This window comes from Caproiciproducens faecalis, assembly GCF_019448085.1.
Lineage (GTDB): Bacteria > Bacillota > Clostridia > Oscillospirales > Acutalibacteraceae > Caproiciproducens > Caproiciproducens faecalis.
In genome coordinates, this window is sequence record NZ_JAGFNZ010000002.1 from 469,594 (window position 1) to 490,565 (window position 20,972).

17 protein-coding genes are annotated in these 20,972 nt (G+C 37.9%); all 17 read right to left on the reverse strand.

Translation table 11 applies throughout. The annotated features are described in order from the left end of the window. Window positions 1–12: 12 nt before the first annotated feature. The 17 genes from J5W02_RS06570 to J5W02_RS06650 all read right to left on the reverse strand — a co-directional run bounded on the left by J5W02_RS06570 (window position 13) and on the right by J5W02_RS06650 (window position 20,972). A complete protein-coding gene (locus J5W02_RS06570) occupies window positions 13–1,005 on the reverse strand; it encodes a major capsid protein (RefSeq protein WP_255575609.1) in 993 nt (330 codons plus the stop codon). Window positions 1,006–1,020: 15 nt separating this feature from the next. Beyond that, window positions 1,021–1,599, reverse strand: coding sequence for a DUF4355 domain-containing protein (locus J5W02_RS06575; RefSeq protein ID WP_219964877.1), 579 nt, complete (start codon window positions 1,597–1,599; stop codon window positions 1,021–1,023). 442 nt (window positions 1,600–2,041) lie between these two features. After that, window positions 2,042–3,349, reverse strand: coding sequence for a phage portal protein (locus J5W02_RS06580; protein ID WP_219964878.1), 1,308 nt, complete (start codon window positions 3,347–3,349; stop codon window positions 2,042–2,044). A 60-nt stretch (window positions 3,350–3,409) separates the two neighbouring features. Continuing rightward, window positions 3,410–4,021 (reverse strand): Fic/DOC family protein, encoded by a 612-nt coding sequence (locus J5W02_RS06585; RefSeq protein WP_219964879.1) that lies wholly within the window; start codon window positions 4,019–4,021, stop codon window positions 3,410–3,412. Further along, window positions 4,021–4,215 carry a hypothetical protein gene (locus tag J5W02_RS06590; protein WP_219964880.1) on the reverse strand — a complete coding sequence of 65 codons (195 nt, stop codon included), beginning with the start codon at window positions 4,213–4,215 and terminating at the stop codon, window positions 4,021–4,023. Before J5W02_RS06590 ends, J5W02_RS06585 begins: the two co-directional genes overlap by 1 nt. Window positions 4,216–4,274: 59 nt before the next feature. Then, window positions 4,275–4,820 (reverse strand): hypothetical protein, encoded by a 546-nt coding sequence (locus tag J5W02_RS06595; RefSeq protein WP_219964881.1) that lies wholly within the window; start codon window positions 4,818–4,820, stop codon window positions 4,275–4,277. 13 nt (window positions 4,821–4,833) lie between these two features. Further along, window positions 4,834–6,426 (reverse strand): phage terminase large subunit, encoded by a 1,593-nt coding sequence (gene terL, locus J5W02_RS06600; RefSeq protein WP_219964882.1) that lies wholly within the window; start codon window positions 6,424–6,426, stop codon window positions 4,834–4,836. Window positions 6,427–6,576: 150 nt separating this feature from the next. Next, window positions 6,577–7,413, reverse strand: a complete 837-nt coding sequence (locus tag J5W02_RS06605; protein ID WP_219964883.1) for a tyrosine-type recombinase/integrase — start codon at window positions 7,411–7,413, stop codon at window positions 6,577–6,579. Between the two features lie 104 nt (window positions 7,414–7,517). After that, entirely contained in the window at window positions 7,518–8,051 is a 534-nt protein-coding gene (locus J5W02_RS06610) for a hypothetical protein (protein WP_219964884.1), read from the reverse strand. A 111-nt stretch (window positions 8,052–8,162) separates the two neighbouring features. After that, window positions 8,163–8,381 (reverse strand): hypothetical protein, encoded by a 219-nt coding sequence (locus tag J5W02_RS06615; protein WP_219964885.1) that lies wholly within the window; start codon window positions 8,379–8,381, stop codon window positions 8,163–8,165. A 51-nt stretch (window positions 8,382–8,432) separates the two neighbouring features. Next, entirely contained in the window at window positions 8,433–9,689 is a 1,257-nt protein-coding gene (locus J5W02_RS06620; RefSeq protein ID WP_219964886.1) for a site-specific DNA-methyltransferase, read from the reverse strand. After that, window positions 9,689–9,892, reverse strand: a complete 204-nt coding sequence (locus J5W02_RS06625) for a hypothetical protein (RefSeq protein WP_219964887.1) — start codon at window positions 9,890–9,892, stop codon at window positions 9,689–9,691. The genes J5W02_RS06620 and J5W02_RS06625 overlap by 1 nt, the downstream gene beginning before the upstream one ends. 294 nt (window positions 9,893–10,186) lie before the next feature. Further along, window positions 10,187–12,394, reverse strand: coding sequence for a hypothetical protein (locus J5W02_RS06630; RefSeq protein WP_219964888.1), 2,208 nt, complete (start codon window positions 12,392–12,394; stop codon window positions 10,187–10,189). Window positions 12,395–12,700: 306 nt separating this feature from the next. Further along, window positions 12,701–13,522, reverse strand: a complete 822-nt coding sequence (locus J5W02_RS06635) for a hypothetical protein (RefSeq protein WP_219964889.1) — start codon at window positions 13,520–13,522, stop codon at window positions 12,701–12,703. Between the two features lie 320 nt (window positions 13,523–13,842). Further along, a complete protein-coding gene (locus tag J5W02_RS06640) occupies window positions 13,843–17,073 on the reverse strand; it encodes a hypothetical protein (protein WP_219964890.1) in 3,231 nt (1,076 codons plus the stop codon). Window positions 17,074–17,175: 102 nt separating this feature from the next. Then, window positions 17,176–20,247 (reverse strand): type III restriction-modification system endonuclease, encoded by a 3,072-nt coding sequence (locus tag J5W02_RS06645; RefSeq protein ID WP_219964891.1) that lies wholly within the window; start codon window positions 20,245–20,247, stop codon window positions 17,176–17,178. Then, the gene (locus J5W02_RS06650; protein ID WP_219964892.1) at window positions 20,244–20,972 is read right to left on the reverse strand and encodes a hypothetical protein; all 729 of its coding nucleotides are present in this window, start codon (window positions 20,970–20,972) and stop codon (window positions 20,244–20,246) included. The genes J5W02_RS06645 and J5W02_RS06650 overlap by 4 nt, the downstream gene beginning before the upstream one ends.

Below are 20,972 nucleotides of genomic sequence, written 5' to 3' on the forward strand. Positions count from 1 at the left end.
TCATATCCTCCGTTATATTACTTTAATATTTCTGAATACACCGGCGCTCTTTGTTGCCTTTAGTGCTACCGCAGCAACCATTTCTACTTCTCCGGTTTTCACTGCGCCTGAAGTGCTGAAGTCAGGAAGCCAAATTTTCACCAAATCCTGATTTGCAAGGGAAACAGCATGGAAACCGTCAAGAGCCAGCCTTGCAGCATAAAGGTCAGTTAATCCGGTTACTGCATTGGTTCCATCGGGTTTTCGGGTATCAACAATGGATACAACCGGATCATTGCTGCCAACCTTTGCACCCAAATCCACAAGTGGAATTCCGTCATAGGCATCTACCTTTCTACCGAAAGCATCCTCACTTTGTGTTAAATATCCCGCTCGTCTTGCAACTGACTTAATTTTGGTAATCAGTTTCGAGTTGCCGCCAAGGAATGTGGGCGTTGCATCAAGGTTGGACAGGAATTCATCCAGCATATCAAGGAACTGCTTGTAATTGGTATCCACCGCAGAAGTGCTTGATAAGTCAATTGTCTTATTCACTGCATACTCAGTGGTAGAGCCGGTTACCGCTTTATTCAATCCGTCAAACGAATTCACATTGATTGCGGAATCACCATTAATAATGGTATCGTGAAACAAAGCCTTTGCCGCTTTCACCTTTTGCTGAACCTGTAAATTCACCTCATCGACCAATCCACCGGTATTGGCAACAATCCGGTCTACTGCAAAAGAACCACCGAATGGCTTGAGTTCCACTGTAAACCTGTCCTTGGTGACTTCCTGTGAAGTATATTCCGTGTTAATTGCTCTGAAAGCCGCTGTCGGCTGGGTAATTAACCTCGTGTAACCATATGTAAGCGTAGCTCCATTGGTTCCGGGCGTTACCGCATTGTCAAAAGTAATATTGTCGAGAATATACGAACTTTTTCTGAATTCATCGATAACACCTTTTTGAATATCATCCTGTGAGTCAAGTTTTGCCTGTTGTAATGTTACTGCCATAATAATCATTTCTCCTTTTTAAATTTAGTTGTTGTTTTTCGTATAATAATTTTTGAGGGCATCGCCCAGATTCTTAACTTTTGGTTCCTGTTCCTTGCTTTGAGGTGGAACATAGGAATTGCTTTTGAGCCTTTCTTCCACTGCCGACTGAACGGAATCACCGAAAACAGTTTCAATCCTGCCGATGTTTTCGAGCGTGGATTCTTCATCTTTACCTAATAGCAAATCAACAATATTAGTAATAGGTAACTTTTTCTCCGCTGCAACGGTCAAAGCCTTATTTTTGAGAATTTCTCGCTGCTTTTCCTGCTCCATCTTTTCAATTTTGGAATTCAATGCCCGAAGCTGTTTTTTCTCTTCGGATTCCTCCGGGTAAAGTTCTGCTATTTTTTTGTCGATTTCCTTTTGCAGATTGTTGGCTTTCCAAGTTTCAAGACCTTTTTGCAAATGTTTGTCTTTCACAGAATCCAGCCACGATTTGCCATCCTGCGTTTCCATGAAATTTTGCACCCCTTCAACGGTAATAAGCCCCTGAAGATATGCTTTGGTTTCCTCACTGTCTTTGTTTTCACTGAAATACTGTTTTACTTCATCAAGTGTCATGATTTTTTCCTCCTTTAAATTTACCCATCCGACTCAAGAAGAACCGGATACGTACTTTGGCAGTTTAACGTCTTACCAAGGACAACTTTTATCTGCGTTTATAGCGTGGGCAATCGACCTCTTTGCATCGGTAGGATTGTTTGCAGGGATTTGCACAGCGAGCGCACTTTTTAAAATATTTGATATTGCCTTTTTCATCCATCCAAAACTCCAAATCTGATTTATCAGAATCGCTGATTCTTGCCAAGTAGTATCATCTCCCTCACCCCCTTAAAACGGGCAAATTAATTTTTATGATAAAAGCCGAAAAATCCAATGAATACTGGATTTATTGGCAATTTTCACATGTGTGTAATATTGTGTTTCGCGTTGTTTCAGGCAATAAAAAAACAGGGGAGGTATAATTACCCTACCCTGCTATGAAAGTGCCTGAAATATTGTTTTATTGTGTAATCGTCGGTTCTGTATCCGTAGTATTCTCTGCCTTTTGTTTTTGCTCTGCCTGATATTTATTAAGTTCAATTTTGGGATTCTCTACAAAGGGCAGCAAAGTAAGGAGTGTTTCCTGCGAGCAGACATTTTCAAGTTTGACAATCACATCTGCAAGCCCTGTCAAATCGGTTGGCAGATTTCTTGTGAACTTTACGGTGACATCCCGGTAATCATAAGTAATACCTTCTTTTTTAGCAATGAAAACAAACAGATTTCTGAGCCGCTCTTTGATTACCCGTTCCATAAAGGCTTCTCGCATAGACACCCGATTTTCCAGATTCAGCAGTTTATTGCGCAAAGCTAAGGATGAGGTATTGGCTGCCCAATTCTCATTGAAATTGACCTCATCCATCATGTCATAGATTTTACGTTCAATATTTTCTAATTCGTTCTGCACAAAGCTATCATTAATATCTTTGGTGAGCCAAGAAACCTTACCGCCCTTCGGCACCTGAATAATGCCCATACTTTTCATTTTCTTCAAATCATCATCTTCTAGTTTGGCATTTTCAATAACAAGATAGGCATTTCTGTGATCCGCAATCTCGTTCACTAAATCCGAATTAATAGCATTATAGGCATCAAACAAAGAAACCACATCTTCAAATCCGCTTTTGCGATCAGAATTAGCGGGGCAGACAATTACCGGTACCCTGCCGAAAATATGAGGATGGCTACCCAAATAGTTCAGATTTTCCCCTGAACTGACTGTGCCCAATGAATCTGCATCACCAATTTCATAATGCATAATTTGCGTATCGGTATAAACATCCACATAAAGATTGGAATCAAAAGGCTTCTTAAATTGGTGCAGAGCAAGGATGACATTTCGGTCGGCAGAGCCATCCTCTAAGCAATAGCAATTGAGTGGAGTCAACACTGTCCCACAGAATTCACCATCTGTATTGATGTAATCCAGTTCATAGCTTTCACCAAAGATTTCCGATTGCTTTCTTAGATTGAGATTATGTTCTTTGTCCCAGTGAGAAATGTTGTGGTCAACACAGTCCACCACAGCTTTATTATCGGTTTTGGATATAAAATTAACCGGCTTACCCAAAAGGTACCCGGTTTCGTTATCCACAAATTTCCGTGGGAAGTTGAATATCAATTTTCGGTTGCTGCGGCTATCCTGCATATCGTAATCGTGCAGAATATTATGGTCGCCATCATAATAATACTTATATTTTAACTTTTGTTTTGCTTGAGTATTTAGCTCATCAAGACAAAGCCTGATGAGGTCTTCATTTACTTCCAAATAATCCTCTCCTTTCAAAAATTGGCAGAAAAAAGGACTTCCGAAGAAGCCCAATATGATTTAAACTATTTTTTCAGCACACTGAATTAAACAATGCTGAAGATGCTCCGGTTCAAACACGGACGCAATAGAAGCGTCCAACAGCTCTTGCTTTGAAACTTTGTCCCAATGAATGGCATAACCGTTTTTGAGTGCCAGTTCTCTGATAAATTCTCGTATTGCTCTTCCGTTCCCTTCTCGAAACGGATGAATAATATTTAATTCTGTCATATAATAGGTAAGCTTTTCAAAAAACACTTCTTCATCTAACCCAGCTAAAAAGTTGTCAGCTTTCAATTTATTGAAAAGCGCCTTTAGTTCTCTGTCTATATATTGTATCGGACAAAATCTTGTCTGCCCTTTGGATATATCTTCATAACGGATTCTTCCGGCGAAAGAATAAATATCCTCAAATATAAACTTATGAATACGAAATAAATGAGTTATACCAAAGCGTCCTGTAATCGGTTGGTGAGTCAACTCATAGGCCTTTTTAAAAGTAATTTCGTTCTCAGCCATTTTAAGCAATTTTTCATCTTTTATATGCATTTTATTGCGTAACACAGGTACGTCTTTATAATAGTAAAGCGACCATGAATCAACATAAACTTCATATTTAGAAAACTCGCCCATTACCGCTGTGCCATCTCTCTATATTTCTTGGTAACAGCTTCTATTTCCTGCTTACATGAAATTCTTCCGGCATCACGCATCCGGCAATATTTCAATGTTTCCCGGCTTGGAGTGATACCCTCAACAGCGAAGGACGCAATCGTACTCTTTAAATTTTTTTTGTTTTTATCATTTATTTTTATACTTCTCTCCATGTCGGCACCTCTTTCTTACCGTTATTATACTGAAATCTCTTCAATTTATCAACACATTTTTACTCAACTTCAGTATATAAAACTGATACATTGAGTTGTTCTGAATTGCAATTACCCCAATCAATCCAGGTGCTACTTTTTAAAATATGATGAGATGTTTTATGTCTTCCAAATTCATCAATTAATATTGCAACACCACATTTGGCTTTTTTATTTTCAACAAAGCGGTGTATCCTATCTATATCGATTAACACTCCACTCCATTCAACAACTGGCAGCTTATGTACGCAAATTTCATCTTTACGCATCTTGGAAGGCTCGAATTTAAACTCGATTACAAATTCAGCTTGTGCCTTTCCAATTAATATATCTTTGTCATTGCAGTTGTTTGCAATAACTGCAATATCAACGCTTTTGCTTCTTTTTTCTCCGGACTCAATTGGGAAGTCATTGAACACCTTATATGGAAGTCTATCATGATCCATATACTTTTGGATATATTTTTGAACAGTCCAAACAAAGTCTCTTTCACAGTAAAAATGGAAATTACAATAATCTTGCCTTATATCTTCCAAACAATTTTTAAACACATCCAAGAAAATCATTCGTGTTATCCCCTTAAAACAGCAGGCCTCTGTCAAAGAATTTCAAGCTCTGTACACCCTGTACCAATTGTACCGCACCATAAAGGCTGTCCGGTGCGTCATCATGCTTTGCACCTTTGTTATAATCCTTTACTTGATTATTATACGCCACATTTGCAGGATTGAAAAGAATAAATCCACGTTTGATATCCGGCTCCAGTGTAATAATGCGCTCATGCTTTTGCCCTTTAGAATTGACTTCTTCCACTGGAGTAAAAATTCGTTTTTCCCATAGGCTTTCCTCAAATTTTTGTTTCATATAGCTCTGCGCCTGCGTTGCTTCAAACCCAACTTTTTCAATAGGGAACTGTTGCAGTTTTTCAATGGCAACCTGAAAAAGGTCATCGGGCAGCAACTTATAAATACTGCCATCCAGGACATACATCTGACCAGTCTTCTCCTGCCTTCCAAGTATTGTAATTGCTGAATAGTCATTACGCTTTCCGGCTTTAATGGCAGGGTCAACATACATGACCACCTCCAAATCAGTGTAATCTGGTAGGCTGTCCCACATAGAGATATTCTGAAAAATATAATCATCAGTGGAACGAGGATCGTTCTGTAATTCCTTGTAAAATGACTTATCTCCCATAGACTGCTTTTTGCACATCAGATAATAGTAATCGAGGTATTCATGCCACAAGATTTCAGTACCTTCCAGCATGGCTTCTTTGTTATCCTCAAAATATGCCTTGGCAGTATTGATGCGATCAAAATCCTTTAAATTGTTATATAGCCGCTCCCATTCACCCCATAAATCATCGCGCTCTGAAAATGATAGGATTGCTGCTTTTCGAATACTTCTCACCCCGGAGATTTTGCCCTTGAGAAGCTCTGCCATCAGATCTTCTTCATGAAGGACTGTGCCAACCACAAGGATGTTTGTTTCTTTTGTGCCAATTGGAATGACAACATCAGTAAAGGTGGATTTCACTTGTTCACGCTTGGTTTCCGATTTTGCGGTATCATCCTTCAAAAGATCATCGAGGAGCACAAGCTGCGGGCGAAATTGTTTAAAATGAATACCACGCAGGGAACCATCAATACCACGAATCATAATGCAGGCATCAATGCCGCGACCTCTTATCCAAATTTCATTGTTGTTCCATCGATTACCCTTTTCAATGTCGAAGTCTTCAATCAGCAGTTTATTGTTTTCGAGTTCATCCTTAATCATATCGAGAAACGGCAGGGCAATCTGCTCGGTTGCCGAGATAATAAGCGTGAACTGCGATTTATTATATAATGTAGAATAGAGCGGGAACAGGAATGAGTTGATGGTACTTTTACCGTGTTCACGAGGCAATCCGAATGCTTCAATCAACCCGCTGTTACCCAGCATATATTTTAATTCAGAAAACAGTTCTTTATGAAAGCTGCCAAAAGGACGGTCAAAGTACTTTGGGAAATAAACCAATGCAAAAAACTGAATATCAATTTCACCAAGCAATTTTCTAAGCTCCGAAAACGTGAATTGTTCAATTAATTGCTTCATTTTATCTTGTGGAAAATATTTATTCAAATAGGTCATCAATAAGGCATTTTGCCTGTCATCTTCATTTGTCATTACTTCACCTGCCTTTTTATTTTTTGAAAAAATTGTACTGTAAAAATTTTCGGGGCTTCAGCTGTGGGGCGCGTTTTTGTAGATAGAAGCACCCCTCCCAACAAAAAAAGCGACACTGTTTCCAGCATCGCTTGATATATTCTATTCAGTTTACCAAGCCAAGCCTTGCAAAGCGTCAGCCTTATCCTGCTCAGTGGTCTGCGTGTACAAATTTGTTGTTAAAATACTCTCATGGCCGAGAATTTGTTGGATAGTTGTCATTGGTGTACCTGTTTTGATTAGCTTATAGGCAAGGGAATGGCGCAGCATATGAGGTGTAACTTTAATGCCAAGTGCTTTGCCATAGTTACAAAGGATAATCTCCACAGCACCTCTGCCCAGTGCGCCACGTTGCCCCAATAGGAGCCGCTGTGTGCTGCTGTCCGGTCGTACTGCGAGGTATTGCTCCAGTGCTTGCTTTGCAACAGCGTTGAGGGGCAGTGTGCGGTTGACCATTCCTTTGCCAATCACTCGGATATGACTGTCAGTATCGCTTATGACAATATCATTAAGGGTCAAACCTGTCAGTTCACTCACACGAACGCCGGTTCCAAAAAGCAATTCGACAATGCAGATATGCATCGGATTTCCTTTTTTCAGGATTGCTTCATGCAGTGCGGTCAAGTCCTGCTCTGATAAGCCTTTATAACTGCATTTATCTCGGCTCTTGGTAAGCTTTGCGGCATAGGCTTCCGGCAGTAACCTTGCATCATATAGGTATCGGCAAAAAGCATTGACACTGGCAAGCTTTCGATTGGAAGTAATGACTGTTTTCTCTTTTGCAAGCAGGTATCGCTTGTAGGCAATGAGGTCAAACTCTGTTATCCGCTCTGGTTCTTTGCCATACCAAACAAAAAAACTTTTTACATCGCGCAAATAGCAGGAGATTGTGTTCTCACTGCGCTCTTCACGCATCAGATATAACTGGAAATTATCAAAGTTTATCATATATAGCACCATCCTTCGGTACTACATTAATCACTCTAAGTGGGTGCTAAGTCAAGATAATTCTAACAACATAACCTTAATTCCGTAATGAGCAGCAAAAATCATTAGTCGCATTCCAAGTTCTCATCATCTTCAGAAGTTTCAGCAATTTCCGGTGGCTGCTCATCAGAAAGCATTTGCAGGAACAATTCTTTACGAGCCTGCTCATTTTGTGCGGTATCAAGAACCAACTGCTTTTTATCCGACCATTCCTCCGGGCATCGATTGCGAAGAAAAAAGGATATTGCCTGTGCGGATGGTGGCTGGTGGCGCTTGGTTTTTTCCAGCTTGGTGTGCTTCTTTCCGTTTCTATCCTCTTCAACGATGGTTTTCAGTTCTTCAAACTCATATCCCATGCACAACTTGAAAAGTGATTTTTCCACGTCCTGATTCAACAGGCACTTGCCCATATTCACGAGTTCAGAAAGTGTTTCATGATCTTTGCAATATCTGTACCAAGAATCCGGCGATATTGATAATTTGTGGCAAATGTCACGAACTGAGTCTCCTTCGGCAATCCATTCTTTTATGTCCGACAAACGGGGTATTATGTCCGTATCATATTTACTGATTTTATTTGCTATTCCTTTTCTGCTCATGGCGTTCATCTCCTTTCTTTGCCCCACGTTTCGCCTGTGTGGGCATCATTTTATATATTCAAGTACATTTGCGTACCATAAGAAAAAGGGGCTGTTCGCCCCAATTTCCAATTATTCTTCAATCATATCGGCAATGAAATGCAAGAGAAACGGAATATCATATGAAGTGAATGTTTCCGGCAGTTCTCCAGTCAGCATCAATTCGTCAATCCGTTTGGAATCAGCCATATCGGTTGGCAATATCTGCGGCATCAACACTTTTTTCAAATCATTCTGTTCAGCCTGCTGTGATAGATTTCTCAAAGTATCAACTAATTCCTGTCTGTCCATAAAAATCCTCCCAGTTTTGAATTTACGACATTCATCACTCCAAAGGGCAGATTAGTCAAGCGGCTTTTGAACCTGCTCATATGGGATTTTCTTATCGCCACGTAAGAGAAAGACTTCATTTGCTGAGCCAACTTTATCAATATAGCGTTTCACAATTACATCCACATATTGTGGGTCAAGTTCCATCAATAAGGATTTTCGGTCGGTATTTTCACAGGCAATCAGAGTAGTGCCACTGCCTCCAAACAAATCCAAAACTGTTTCCCCACGATAGGAACTGTTTGTAATCATTTTCTGCATCAATTCAATCGGCTTCATCGTTGGATGCAAATCAGATTTACTTGGCCTTTGAAAGTCCCATACATCTGACTGTGTTCTGTCCTCAAGCTGATGAATTCTTGGTGCATTGTCCAGCCAGCCATAAAATATTGGTTCATATTTGGTATGGTAATCTTTTCGAGACAGTACAAGCCTGTCTTTATTCCAAATAATTGTGGACGACCAGTGAAACCCGCAATCTGAAAGCACATCCATCATATTTCCCCATTCTTGAGCCGACATGAAGGAATAGAGCATGGCACCACTTTCTGCAACAGATGCAATATTAGAAAATGCTTTGAATAGGAAGTCATGAAAATCATCTTTCCCCATAGCATCATTCATAATACTTCGTTTTCTCCAACTAGGATGTTGAGTCGCACCATAATCTACATTATATGGAGGATCAGTACAAATCAGTTTTATCTCCCCACCGTTAGCCAATTTTTGTACATCTGCCAAAACGGTACTGTCACCACACATCAGTCGATGCTTCCCTAAGAGCCAGACATCACCTTTTTGTGAAACCGGTTTTTCCGGCAGCTCAATTTCAAATTCATCATCTTTTGATGTATCAGACTGTTCTCCTAAGTATTCATCCCATAACTTTTCCGCTTCACTCATATCAAAGCCGGTCAGTTCCACACTGTAGTCCTGTTTTTGTAAATTATCAAGCAATTTGGAAAGCCGTTCAAAATCCCATTCACCGCTGATTTTATTGAGGGCAATGTTCAATGCTTTTTCTTTGGTTTTATCAATCTCAAGCACAACACACTCTATTTCGGTATAGCCTAAATCTTTCAATACAGAATATCGCTGATGGCCTCCGATAATTGTCATATCAGAATTTACTATGATCGGTTCAGCAAACCCAAACTCTTTGATGCTGTTTTTGATTTTTTCATATTCTTTATCTTCTGGCTGCAACTTCTTTCGTGGATTATATTCGGCAGGAACTAATTTATCAATTGCAATTTTTCTAAACTCCATTATTGTTCCTCTCCCGTAACCTTGAACCACAGTTTTTGGAAAAATTGGCCTATCTCAGCAAATGGGATGTGTTTATCACACCATCTAACCAACTTATTAACCATGAATGAAACTGCCATATAAAATCCAACGTAAATCAAAAAGCCAAGTAGACCAATGAAAAAATGCGCTGTGTCTGTTAAAAGTAACCTCATAAAACTCATTCTTTTTTCCTCCAATTAAAAAGCTGCCTACCCATAACGAGTAGACAGCACAGTCCAATATTCGTACTATTCAGTTTTACTTTAAATTTTGCAAATTCATGTTCTGATTTTCATCTTGCTAACTTCACCCCCTTTTATGAAAATTTTCATGTAACATGGCAAATTATGCTCAATGGAATATAAATAAAAGCTGCCTACCCAGCTAAGAGCAGACAGTTGTTATTACACCTTAAAAATCATGGAAATCATATCGTATTTTAAGCTTGATGAATTTCCACTCATTTTCTATAAATTTTAATGTAAGGATATCATTTTCTCAGCAAATGCTGAAATTGGCGCTTTCCATAAGTCAGCAGGTTGAGTTTCAAAATGCTTGGAAACAATGGGCGACAGATTTGTTTCAAATATTTCTCCAATAAGAGGCTGAAGATATTGCTCCACTCTATTTTCATAATTATTAGCTTGCAGAATTTCTTCTTGTATTTTCTCTTTTGCCTGAAATGTCAGTTTATTTTTCAATTCACCTCTCAAAACATCTTCTTGAGGTACAATTTTACTACATGCATACTGATTAAACTTTTCCTCAATCCAAGTAACAAATTGCGGAGATGTCATAGCATTCAGTTCCACACGATTGGTTTCAAGCCAGTGTTTTGATTCCCTGTCCAGACTACTTGCAGAAGCCGCACCCTTCTTTTCAACATTTTCTACTGGTAACATCATCTCAGTTGCTTCCTTTGGATTAAGACCAAAATCAATAATATTGACTTTCCTTTTTCCTCGGGCTTGTGTTTCTTCAACTAATGTCTGATAAATCATAGTACCCGCCGCATCGCAGTCATGAATACAATACACTTCAAGTTCCTCATCAGTTTCACCCAAAAGGTCTAATAAATCTTTGATTGCCCTGCTTGCATAGCCCTTGGAAGTGAGCAAGGCACAGTCATACCGCTCAGGAAATCTTACATCTTTCAGAATTTCAAAAAGTCCTTCCTTTTCAATATATAATACCTTATTAAAAATGAACTCCGGTCGGTGATACTGTTCCACTGTCAAAGTACCCATCGGTACAGTTTGATGAAGGTGGGGAGTATACAAACTACCCCGGCAATCTCGATACATTCCATCTATATTTTCGTTTTCTTTTTCATGATCGGTAATGACAGTGCCAAAATAATCATATTCCAGTTCTTTATTTAATTCTTGCATCACAAATGGCCTGATAACATAGTACAACTGCCTTTCACTAAATCGGATAGTTCCATCGCCACTTGCTTTGGAAATAGCTCCGTCAAGGTGGGCAAGGACTACTGCTTTTTGTGACCCTATATTTTCTGTACTTTCAGATATACTTTTATTTTTCGCCTTAAATTTCCTGACAGTCTTCTGAATTGCAGAATCAATACTTTCCTTCATTAGAGTAAGGTCTGGCTCCTTACCGTCAGATGTAATTGGAATCACCGGAGAATTCACATTAATTGTAATTTGTATATTATCAAAACAATTTATAAAAGAATGAACTCCAACACCCCAAATTTCAATTTTCTTTTTTTCTGTAAATAAATAGGGTGATTTTATTGCCGTACTTTTATTGATCAGGAGATCAACCTGTGAATATGTTCTGGGTGAAATTAGCACTTCAATTTTATATGGTATTTCTGCCGACAGCTTGCCTTTTGTACTTGGCAACACATATGTACCAGAAACCGAAGAATAAAAAGTATCTGTAATTTCACCAATCTCTCCTAAACGATCAGCTTTGACAGGTTTAGAATGATCTCTGATTGCTGATAACAATGATTCGGAATCTTCAAATGATAGATTTGGAGCTTTATAATTCTTGTCAAACAGCTTTGCAATTTGTCCTGCTTTTGCACCGGTGCAGCCATCAAACTCAGAAACCAAATCATACACTGTTCCATCAAATGCCTGTGTAATTTCATAGAAACCTTCTGAATTATACCAATACGCTGATGTTTTGCCTTTGTATTTTTCACCACGATTATAGTAGACAGCATTCTGTGCCCAAGAATCATCAATGGGATAATCTCCAAGTGATAGTTCAATCATAGTCCCGCTTATCGGGTAATGATCCAGATACATAACCTTTGAGCTACCATCATCCAGTGAATCTATTTTATATTTATCACCATTTGAATAAACAAATAATTCACCGCCAGTTGCAATAACCGCTCCAACTACTACTCTTAATCCATTGCCTAAAGCTCCTCTCGTTGGAAGTTTGATTAATTTTGTTGATACCAATGGGCGATTAATTGAAAATAATTCTGCAATTCGATCAGCCGGGATACCAGTACCACCATTCCAGACAAATAATTTGTTTCCATCACACTTAACCTCAATGTCGTCTGTAATATCCAGTGCATTATCGGTTAATTCCTTAGCGACCAGTTTTGGTATATCGTTTTTGGATACTCCTGCTTTTTGAGTAAGTGTATCCATACTTCTAAATTGAGTCCATTCCTGTTTCTTAAATTCCATATACTCTCCTTATATTTTGATTTTGGGTAATAAAAAACTGCCTACTTCACTTGGAATAGACAGTCCTGTTTTATATTTGATTTTAATTGTCATTTATACTATTTTCTATGATAAGCGGATCGCGTATACTGCGGTATACGCACAGCGCGATAATAATAAGTTATCTACACTACGTTTCGCGAACTTATTATTTTTCGCGCTGTAAACAAGGATTTAAATTGCATTACAAATACCAATTTTAAAAACATACATTTATAAGTTATATAAATAGATTGATATTAAATATACCTTTTAATTGTATGTTTTTTAAATTTTTAAAAGATAATTCGCTAATTCTTTTTGAATATCAACATAATCATAATTGTATTTAAAACACTTAAAGCTACTTTCAATTGGTCTCCCAAATCCATTCCAATTTGATATGAACTTCTCGTACCCTCGATCATATTTATCTCTATTTCTTTTATAATTGTTCTCTGCTTGTTGGTTCATTGCATCAATGACTTTTTGATTCAGTTTCAATTTTTCTATTTGCAACTCTGTTTTGGGGATTTCCTGTATTATGTTTTTCTGAGTATATATTAATTTAAATTGCTTGTATGTATATTCCCAGTTATATTGCTCTTTCAAAATGGAGTCAACTCTTGAATAAAATTTATCTCCCTTGAATTTTAAAAATACTTGTGTCAAGCTAATTAATCCCATTTCATCTAACACTTGTTTTTTTACAGAATCAATACATTTTATTTCAGTATCATTTGCTATTGTAGTATAAGTTTTTCCATCTTCATCCTTTTGTATAATGACTATTTCTTCAAAATAGCTAATCAGACATCTATTTTTCAAATTTTTTAATGCATCAAATAAAATTTTGTCTAACTTCTGATATGCCCTTTGATAAAAATGGTCTAAATCATACGTCCTGATTTGGTTATTTTGTTGCTTTATTAAATCGTATGGTTTGTTTGAAAATTCGCCATTTACTAGACCTAAGAATTGAAAAAGTCTTTTCCTTGTTATTGTGCAAGTAAAATTCTCTTCACGAGCTAATCGATTCATTAGTAATAGCTCAATATATTTTACATAAATAGAATGATTCCCTTTTGATCTTAGATCCTCTTTTTCCAATGGAACATCATAAATTTCTGTGATCAAGAATTTTTGTCCATGTTTTTCAAAGTCAAAATATCTTGAAAATTCTTTAAGATGTGCTTTTTTACCATTTGTATTATTATTAGAAACAGGAGCAATATTTAATATTTCACATAATGCTTTATAATTTTTTGCGATTTGTCCAACTTGTAAATTACTGATATCTATATAAGTTCACCATCCTTAATTTTTATAGTAATAGCACTTCACTATTCCACAAAAGTGGGTCTGGAAGACAGGCATTTAGGTAAACAAGCACGTTAGTGCTTAGTGAACCTTAGTGCCTGCTTGCCCACTTATACAATTATTTCAGTTACAGTCATTCCTAAACTCTTTTTGGTTTTTGCAATATTAACTAGTTCTACCTTGACTTGTTTGATCAAGGATAAATTATATTGATTGACCTGTGATTTTTCAGCGAACGCTTGCAATAGCGGCTTGCCTTCTCGCAGCAGCAATGCTTGCCCATCTTTATCCTCAACGTCAAGCCAAATAAATCCATTGGATTTTATCTCCGATTCAATTGTCTCAATGGCAGCACCATCAATCACCCTTGCTCGAATCTCAGCTTTTTCGATAATCTTAAGACGCTTTTTCTCTTCCAAATGCAAGTTTTTAACTATGTAGCCATTATCAATCGCCGAAACTTCTATTTTTTTATACTTCTCGTGCAAAAATGAGATATCCCCGTCTTTCGCTATCTGATATACATATCTCTTCGCTTGCAATTTAGAATTCAGGTATTCAAAGACTGGCCAAAATAAATTTATAATAAAATCTTCGGTACAGTTTTTCATATTACCAATGGCATTCGCAATTGTAGCCAGCTTAAATTTTTTTATGATAGCATCGGCAAGCAGGATATATTTAGTATCAATCTCTTTATATTTCTGTGTTTTTTCCCGCTTGTATTTTTTAATACTTGAATATAATAATTCATCATCGATCTGACTCCAGAAGCAATTTTCAATCAAAAACTCTTTCTCTTCAAGGCCATGCCTGACTTTCCGGTTGTATTGTTTCTCGGCGGTTTTCCGTTCATCAGTATAATTTTGATATAGCACCATTATTTCCGCCGCACATGGTTCGTACTCGTCAACTGGGTAATCACTGTTGGTCAATTTTTGTTGTATCAATTCCGGCTGATCATTAAATTCTTTACGCATGTCATCTATTTCATCTAGCAGTTTCTCTTTTACTAGTCTTGTTGCAATATCCAGCAGTCCCTTTGTCCATTCATAACTGCCGTTATATACATCATCAGCATCTTCTTTAAACTGCAAAAACCAAGCCTTGCGCCCGTATTTACTGTTGATAGGCTTCATGTCTTCCGAGGAAGGGAAATAGAGCGTTTTGGGAGCATCAATGCTGACCATAGCATTGTATAGCACTATATAGATGTCTTTTTCATTATCATAAAATCTCTGCTTTACATAATTCCGATGCTGCTCAGCAGCTTTATATGTTGTTATCCATTCGCCGCTTTCCAATTTTTTATTCTTTACTGCTTTCTCGTCTTCTGAAGCCTTGCTCCAATTAAACTCCACAAAACTTTTATTTACGGTATCATAATAGTCTAGTGTCTGCTGACTATTAGAATTGATACTGGCGCTCTTCAAAGCTATACTACCAATTAAATTGCCGGATGCTCTATAGGTTGCAAAAAATCTATTTTCAAAGTTGTATTCCATCTTTTCTTTGTGACCATCATCTGTATTTAAAAAATACTTACCATCTTTAGGAATAACAACAGCGTCCCGAATAATATCGCTATCAACCACCGTGCAGGCATCCCCGTCACAGTCAGCCGAGCTCATGAGTGCCAATATATCGCTCTTTTGATTAAAGTAAATTAATTGTTTGCATGGGCTAAAATAGTTATCGAAAAATGAATTCCTAACGAAGTTCACATTATGTACTTCGCTATAGGCGCATAGCGGATTTCTTGCAATTGTTCTAATATCCCCGTTTTGGCAGTCAGCACTATAGAATTCTCCAGCTTTCAGCCCATTTTCCCTTTGCTGCCGGTACATAGCATAATTCATATAAGAGATTGCATCGACCGCAATATATTGATACTTGGCTTTTGCTGTAACTTTCCCGCAGGCAAGTTCCCTGCATCTTTTTTCAATTTGCTTTGCCAAATTACGTTTAACATTTTTCAGCCTTACAAAGTTCTCCGATATATTGAGCAACTCTTCGCATTTATTCATAATATTTCTGTTGAGTGTTTGAACTTCCTGTTCAAACTCATCGCTATCCGAATCGTCGCTTTTCACTATGTTTTTAAAGAAAAGTCTGATAGCGTCAATATTAATCTGCCACTCCGATTTGTCATCCTTTTGAAATGGCTTGATAATTTTTCTATATGATGCAATGTCTTCCTGTATTAACTCATAATAATCTTTTTTGCTTAAAGCCAGCGCCGAAAGCAATTGATAGTTTAACCGCCTATAATTTCCAATATGGTCTTCACTTTTATTAAATTTTGTAACATACAGCTTACCAATAATATTCGCATACTTTGGATCAACTTCACTAAGTCTTTGTTTACATGTGCTCATATCTTCATTGTTTTCTGATTTGTAATATTTCGCAAGTTTAACCATACTCTCATTCAGCAGCATTGTTCTATCAGTGACCTCTTGCCAGTTATCCCAATAATCCAGTAAATAGAATTTGTCATCTACTTTTTTGCAGTACTCCGTATCGGCTTTATAAACTGCGTTTAGATATTTCAGTATATCGAACTTGGTTATCATGCCTTTTATCCCGATGCCGTAACCCCGAATAATAGCAAATTCAACAGGATAGTGAAGCTCAAGTACAGATTTTATCTGTTCAAATACTTTCGGAGTGGCAATGCCGCCACCGTCAAACACCTCAATATCATCATCAAAATGGTAATCCACCAAATCATAAACAACTGTATCTTCCAATTCGCCTTTTTTGTTTTCCACCTTAGCAGGCTTTTTCTCAACGGTCTTATAGTCTTTGACGATTCTGTACTTTGGCTGCGAAAGGACAATAATATCAGGCATATCACCTGCCATCTGGCAGCTACTCAAACCTAAAGAAATTCGGCTCAAAACATCTTTATTGATGCAAATCTCTTCTTTGCTCTCTTCAATTTCTTTGAACTTTCCAAGTGAAATCAAATTTTCAAATTCACGAGCAAAGTCACAGAAATCCTCCCGTACAAATAAAGTTTCGCACTTCCCATTCGAAGGCTCTTTTTTCATACCTCCGGTAGTGGCGAACCAAGCATAATATATTTTGTCATTGAATGTTAAACCGTCATCCCATTCGGTTTTTGCTTTTTCCTCTGTGCTGGGGAGTATAACTTTTATTATTCCATCAATTAATTGCTTATCTTGTAGCTTTTCGCCTTTATAGCATTCATAAGCTAAGGTTAAAAAGCTCTCATCTATCGTTATAGTGTTTTCACCTAAATTTTCAGATTTTATTACACCGTCAAAAATGTAGTTCCTTCCAAAGCTATACATTTTAATCTGCTTTTGCTCCATTTGTTATACCCCCTCATATGAAAAAAGCCAGCATTAGCAAAAAGTATTGCTTAATGCCGACTTTTCTGGTTGACAATATTCCTTAATATTGTTTTAAACTAATTATTTCATAACTTTGTCCATTAGCGTGTTGTAATCGCTTACAACATCGTATTTTACCGTGTCTGAACTAATTGCTTTGAAATGCTCTTCTGCACACCTTATTTTTAACTTTTCGACTTCCCTGAGCTGCAAAGAAGACATACTTCCCTTAGTTTCAGCGACAAAATAAATATGCTTCACCTTGCCCTCGTAAAAAGCAATTGCCCAATCAGGATTATATTTACCAACCGGCGTTGTAATAAAAAAGCCAGTGGGCAATTTAACATATACTGCCACTTCTTCACTTTTATCAAGATTGGTTGCAAATTCACACTCATTGGTTGAGTCATAAAGAATATGATCATATAAATGCTTATCTGCTTCCATTGCATTAACACCCAACCGGCCTTTTAATGTTGGCTCCGTAAAGATGCGAGTATCATATTTGGCATCCAATTTATTGTAAGTGATATGTTGAATGATTACCGTGGCTTTTTGCTCGTTTATAATATTTGAAGCCTTAATAATAAATTCTTCCGGGTTATCTTTAAAATTTTCGAAGGTGGCTTTTTGGATTCCTTTCAGAATTGCTACGGTGGCACTGCGCGTAAGTCCCGTTTCTGCCACTATTTTTCCTACAAGGTCGTACTTTACATTACTGTTTGAGAAAACATTGGCAGTTGTGGTACTGGCAGAATCTTTTTTAAAGCTTTCTGCGTTCTGTAACTCTTCTTTTGATTTAATTGACTTCATTGCACCAGTTTCAACTTTAAAGAAAATCTGCGATACATGAAGCTCCTTATCTAATGCGGCAATAGACTTTTCAATAAGTTCATCGGTATTAAAATCAACGACGTAAGCAGACTTCGTATTAATTCTACTCCACAGCTCTTTAAATTCCTTGCGGTTCAGCTTATCATTATCAATCTTTAACTCAACATTCTTATCACGAGCATTGTCCGGCATCATAGATTTTGGATTATAGATGTTATCAAGTATTTTGATCACGGATGCTTCACAGCCTTTTAATTCTTCTGGTACAACAAAGTTACCTGATTTAACATCTTCATAGTACTTGTCAGTCAATATGCCCTTACGCGTATATCCATTGATAATCAGTTCCTCTGCAATACTCATCGCTGTACTTTGGTCAATCGTCTGTTCCACACCATTTGCATTACAGATTACTTTATTTTCAAACAGCTCGGCATTTACAATGCGAGGACGGTCTGCAACAACCTCTGCAAGTTCGGACTGAAGCGCCTTGGCAAAATTATCGTAAGATTCATTTGCCACCACTGTCAATACATTAATATTATGGACATCCTCTCCCAGCAGATTTTCATCCATGCGCTCTCCGTTTTGATTGACGCTCAACCGCAATCCTCGACCGACTTCCTGTCGCTTGCGCACATCACTGCCGCTCTGCTTCAAGGTGCAAATTTGAAAAACATTAGGATTATCCCAACCCTCACGAAGCGCTGAGTGTGAAAATATGAACCTGACCGGCTCTTTGCGGTCAAGTAAGCGTTCTTTGTTTTTCATAATCAAATCATAAGCATCCGCATCATCAGATGTTTTTTCTTTTTTGTCGCCAAGTTTGCTTTCAACAAATCGATGGCTTTTTTTATCAATTGAGAAATAGCCTGCGTGTGTACTTTCGGCAGAAATTCCATTTAGATATTTCATGTAATCATCTTCGCCAAAAGCAAGCTGCCACTCATTTAAAGCAGCGTTGTATTCTTCTTCAAACACATCGGCATATTCACCGTTATGCGCGACTCCCGCCGCATCGTATTGTTTGTATTTTGCAACCTCATCGATAAAAAACAGTGATAACACTTTAATGCCTTTATAAAAGAGCTGCCGTTCGCGCTCAAAATGCGACTTTATGGTTTCTCTGATCTGTATCCGGCGAACCTGTTCTTCACTAACCGCACCCATTACATCACCGGCAAAAATCGTCACCCCATTCTTAAAAGAAAGGGAATTCGTTGAACCATTGATGTCAGAAACGGTATAGCCTCGATATTCTTCCAAACCGCTGTATTTCTCGTATAAATTGTCTCCAATGCTGACAGTTCGCGTTATCTTGCGGGGTGCTGATGACCCTTTTACTTCAAACTCGAGGGAAGCAGTTGGCGCTTTGCTCTTGGATAAATTAATGCTTTCTAAATAAAGATAGCTCTCGGTAGCGGTGCTGCCCGAAATAGAAATTCCCTTAACCGCAATTTTTTTAACCAGTTTTTTATTGTAGGCTTCCATGGCATCCAGCCGGTAAACCATGTTATAAATACTGTCTTTTTTGTGGGTAGCCGAGTAGCGCAAGGTCAACAACGGCTCGAAATCTTTTAGCCGCTCCTTTGTTGCCGCTCCCTCAACCGACTGCGGCTCATCAATAATCAATATGGGATTAGTTTTAGCAATCACATCAATTGGTCTGCGACTGCGGAAACTATCCAGCTTCATATAGATGCGCCTTGCATCTTTGCCTTTGGCATTAAACGCCTGTGAGTTGATGATCATTACATTGATGGCACTGTCACTGGCAAACTTATCAAGATCGGTAAGCTGGGCAGAGTTATAGATAAAGAAGCGGATTTTCTTTCCGTATTCCTCAGCAAAATGGTCTTGCGTAATTTCAAAGGATTTATACACTCCTTCTCGAATCGCAACACTCGGCACAACCACAATAAATTTGCTCCAGCCATATCGCTTGTTCAGCTCAAACATGGTTTTTATGTAGGTGTAGGTTTTGCCAACACCGGTTTCCATTTCAATGGTCAGATTATATTTACCCTCAAGTTTGCTTGAAGGTTCAATCTGATAATTCCTTTGAATTTTATTGATGTTTTCAAGTATGATGCTGTCGTTCAGCTCCGGCACAATTGTGTGATTATTAAACCCGGTAAAATTTATTTCCTCTTTCTCTTTATAAAATCTTTGTTGTTCCGCATTGCCGGTACTTGGTTTTTGAACCGTTCCTTTATCGATCATATAGGTAGGGGTATAGTAAGGCTGTCCGGCAAACACATCGCACACTGCCTTTGCCGCATCTGCTTGAAATTTTTGATGCTTAAATTGAAGTTTCATTCGGTATCCTCGCTCTCAATTACCGGCAAATCCTCAATTGAGTATGCATATTCGGGGAATTCATCCCAGAATTCCATTAAGGCGTTGTGGTAATTTTTAAAATCTGTATCTTTTATTTGTAAAGTAGGTTCAAGCAAAGTAGCGTTACGTTTTTTCAACACATCAGTCCCATTACAATTGAAAAAATCAGGTCTTAATATTCTGAGGTTTTCTTCTGATCTGCCTTTCCCATGCTTTAATACATTGACCAATTCTCTTAGTTCTTCAATTTTTCCGTTCTGAACCTCTTTATAATTGACCCCATGCCAAGTCAATGTTTCTGATACAAACTTAAATCCACTTTTCATATCGCCTTCATCATAAATAATGCCTTCAAGTTTTGCTTCGTGCAGTATAAAAGAATATAATTGTTGTTCCCAGACTTGGCACATACAAGAAATCCACAAGCCAAGCGTCCTGTACTGCATAGAGGACAGCAGTTCATATCTCTCCACACCTGCCTGCCATACCGCCTCTTGAGCATCGCAAGGATCTGGCGCATCATCTGCACCCCAGTTAATGCTTGTGCCGACCTCTTCGTTTAGGTTATTTGTATATTCTTCCGCTTCTTTTTCCGGGTCTTTAAAAGTTGGCTCAATACGTTCAAAATATAAATCAATAATATTGGTCAAATCTCTTTTATATTTTTTACGCAGTCTATCATATAAATATAGTTCACTACGCAT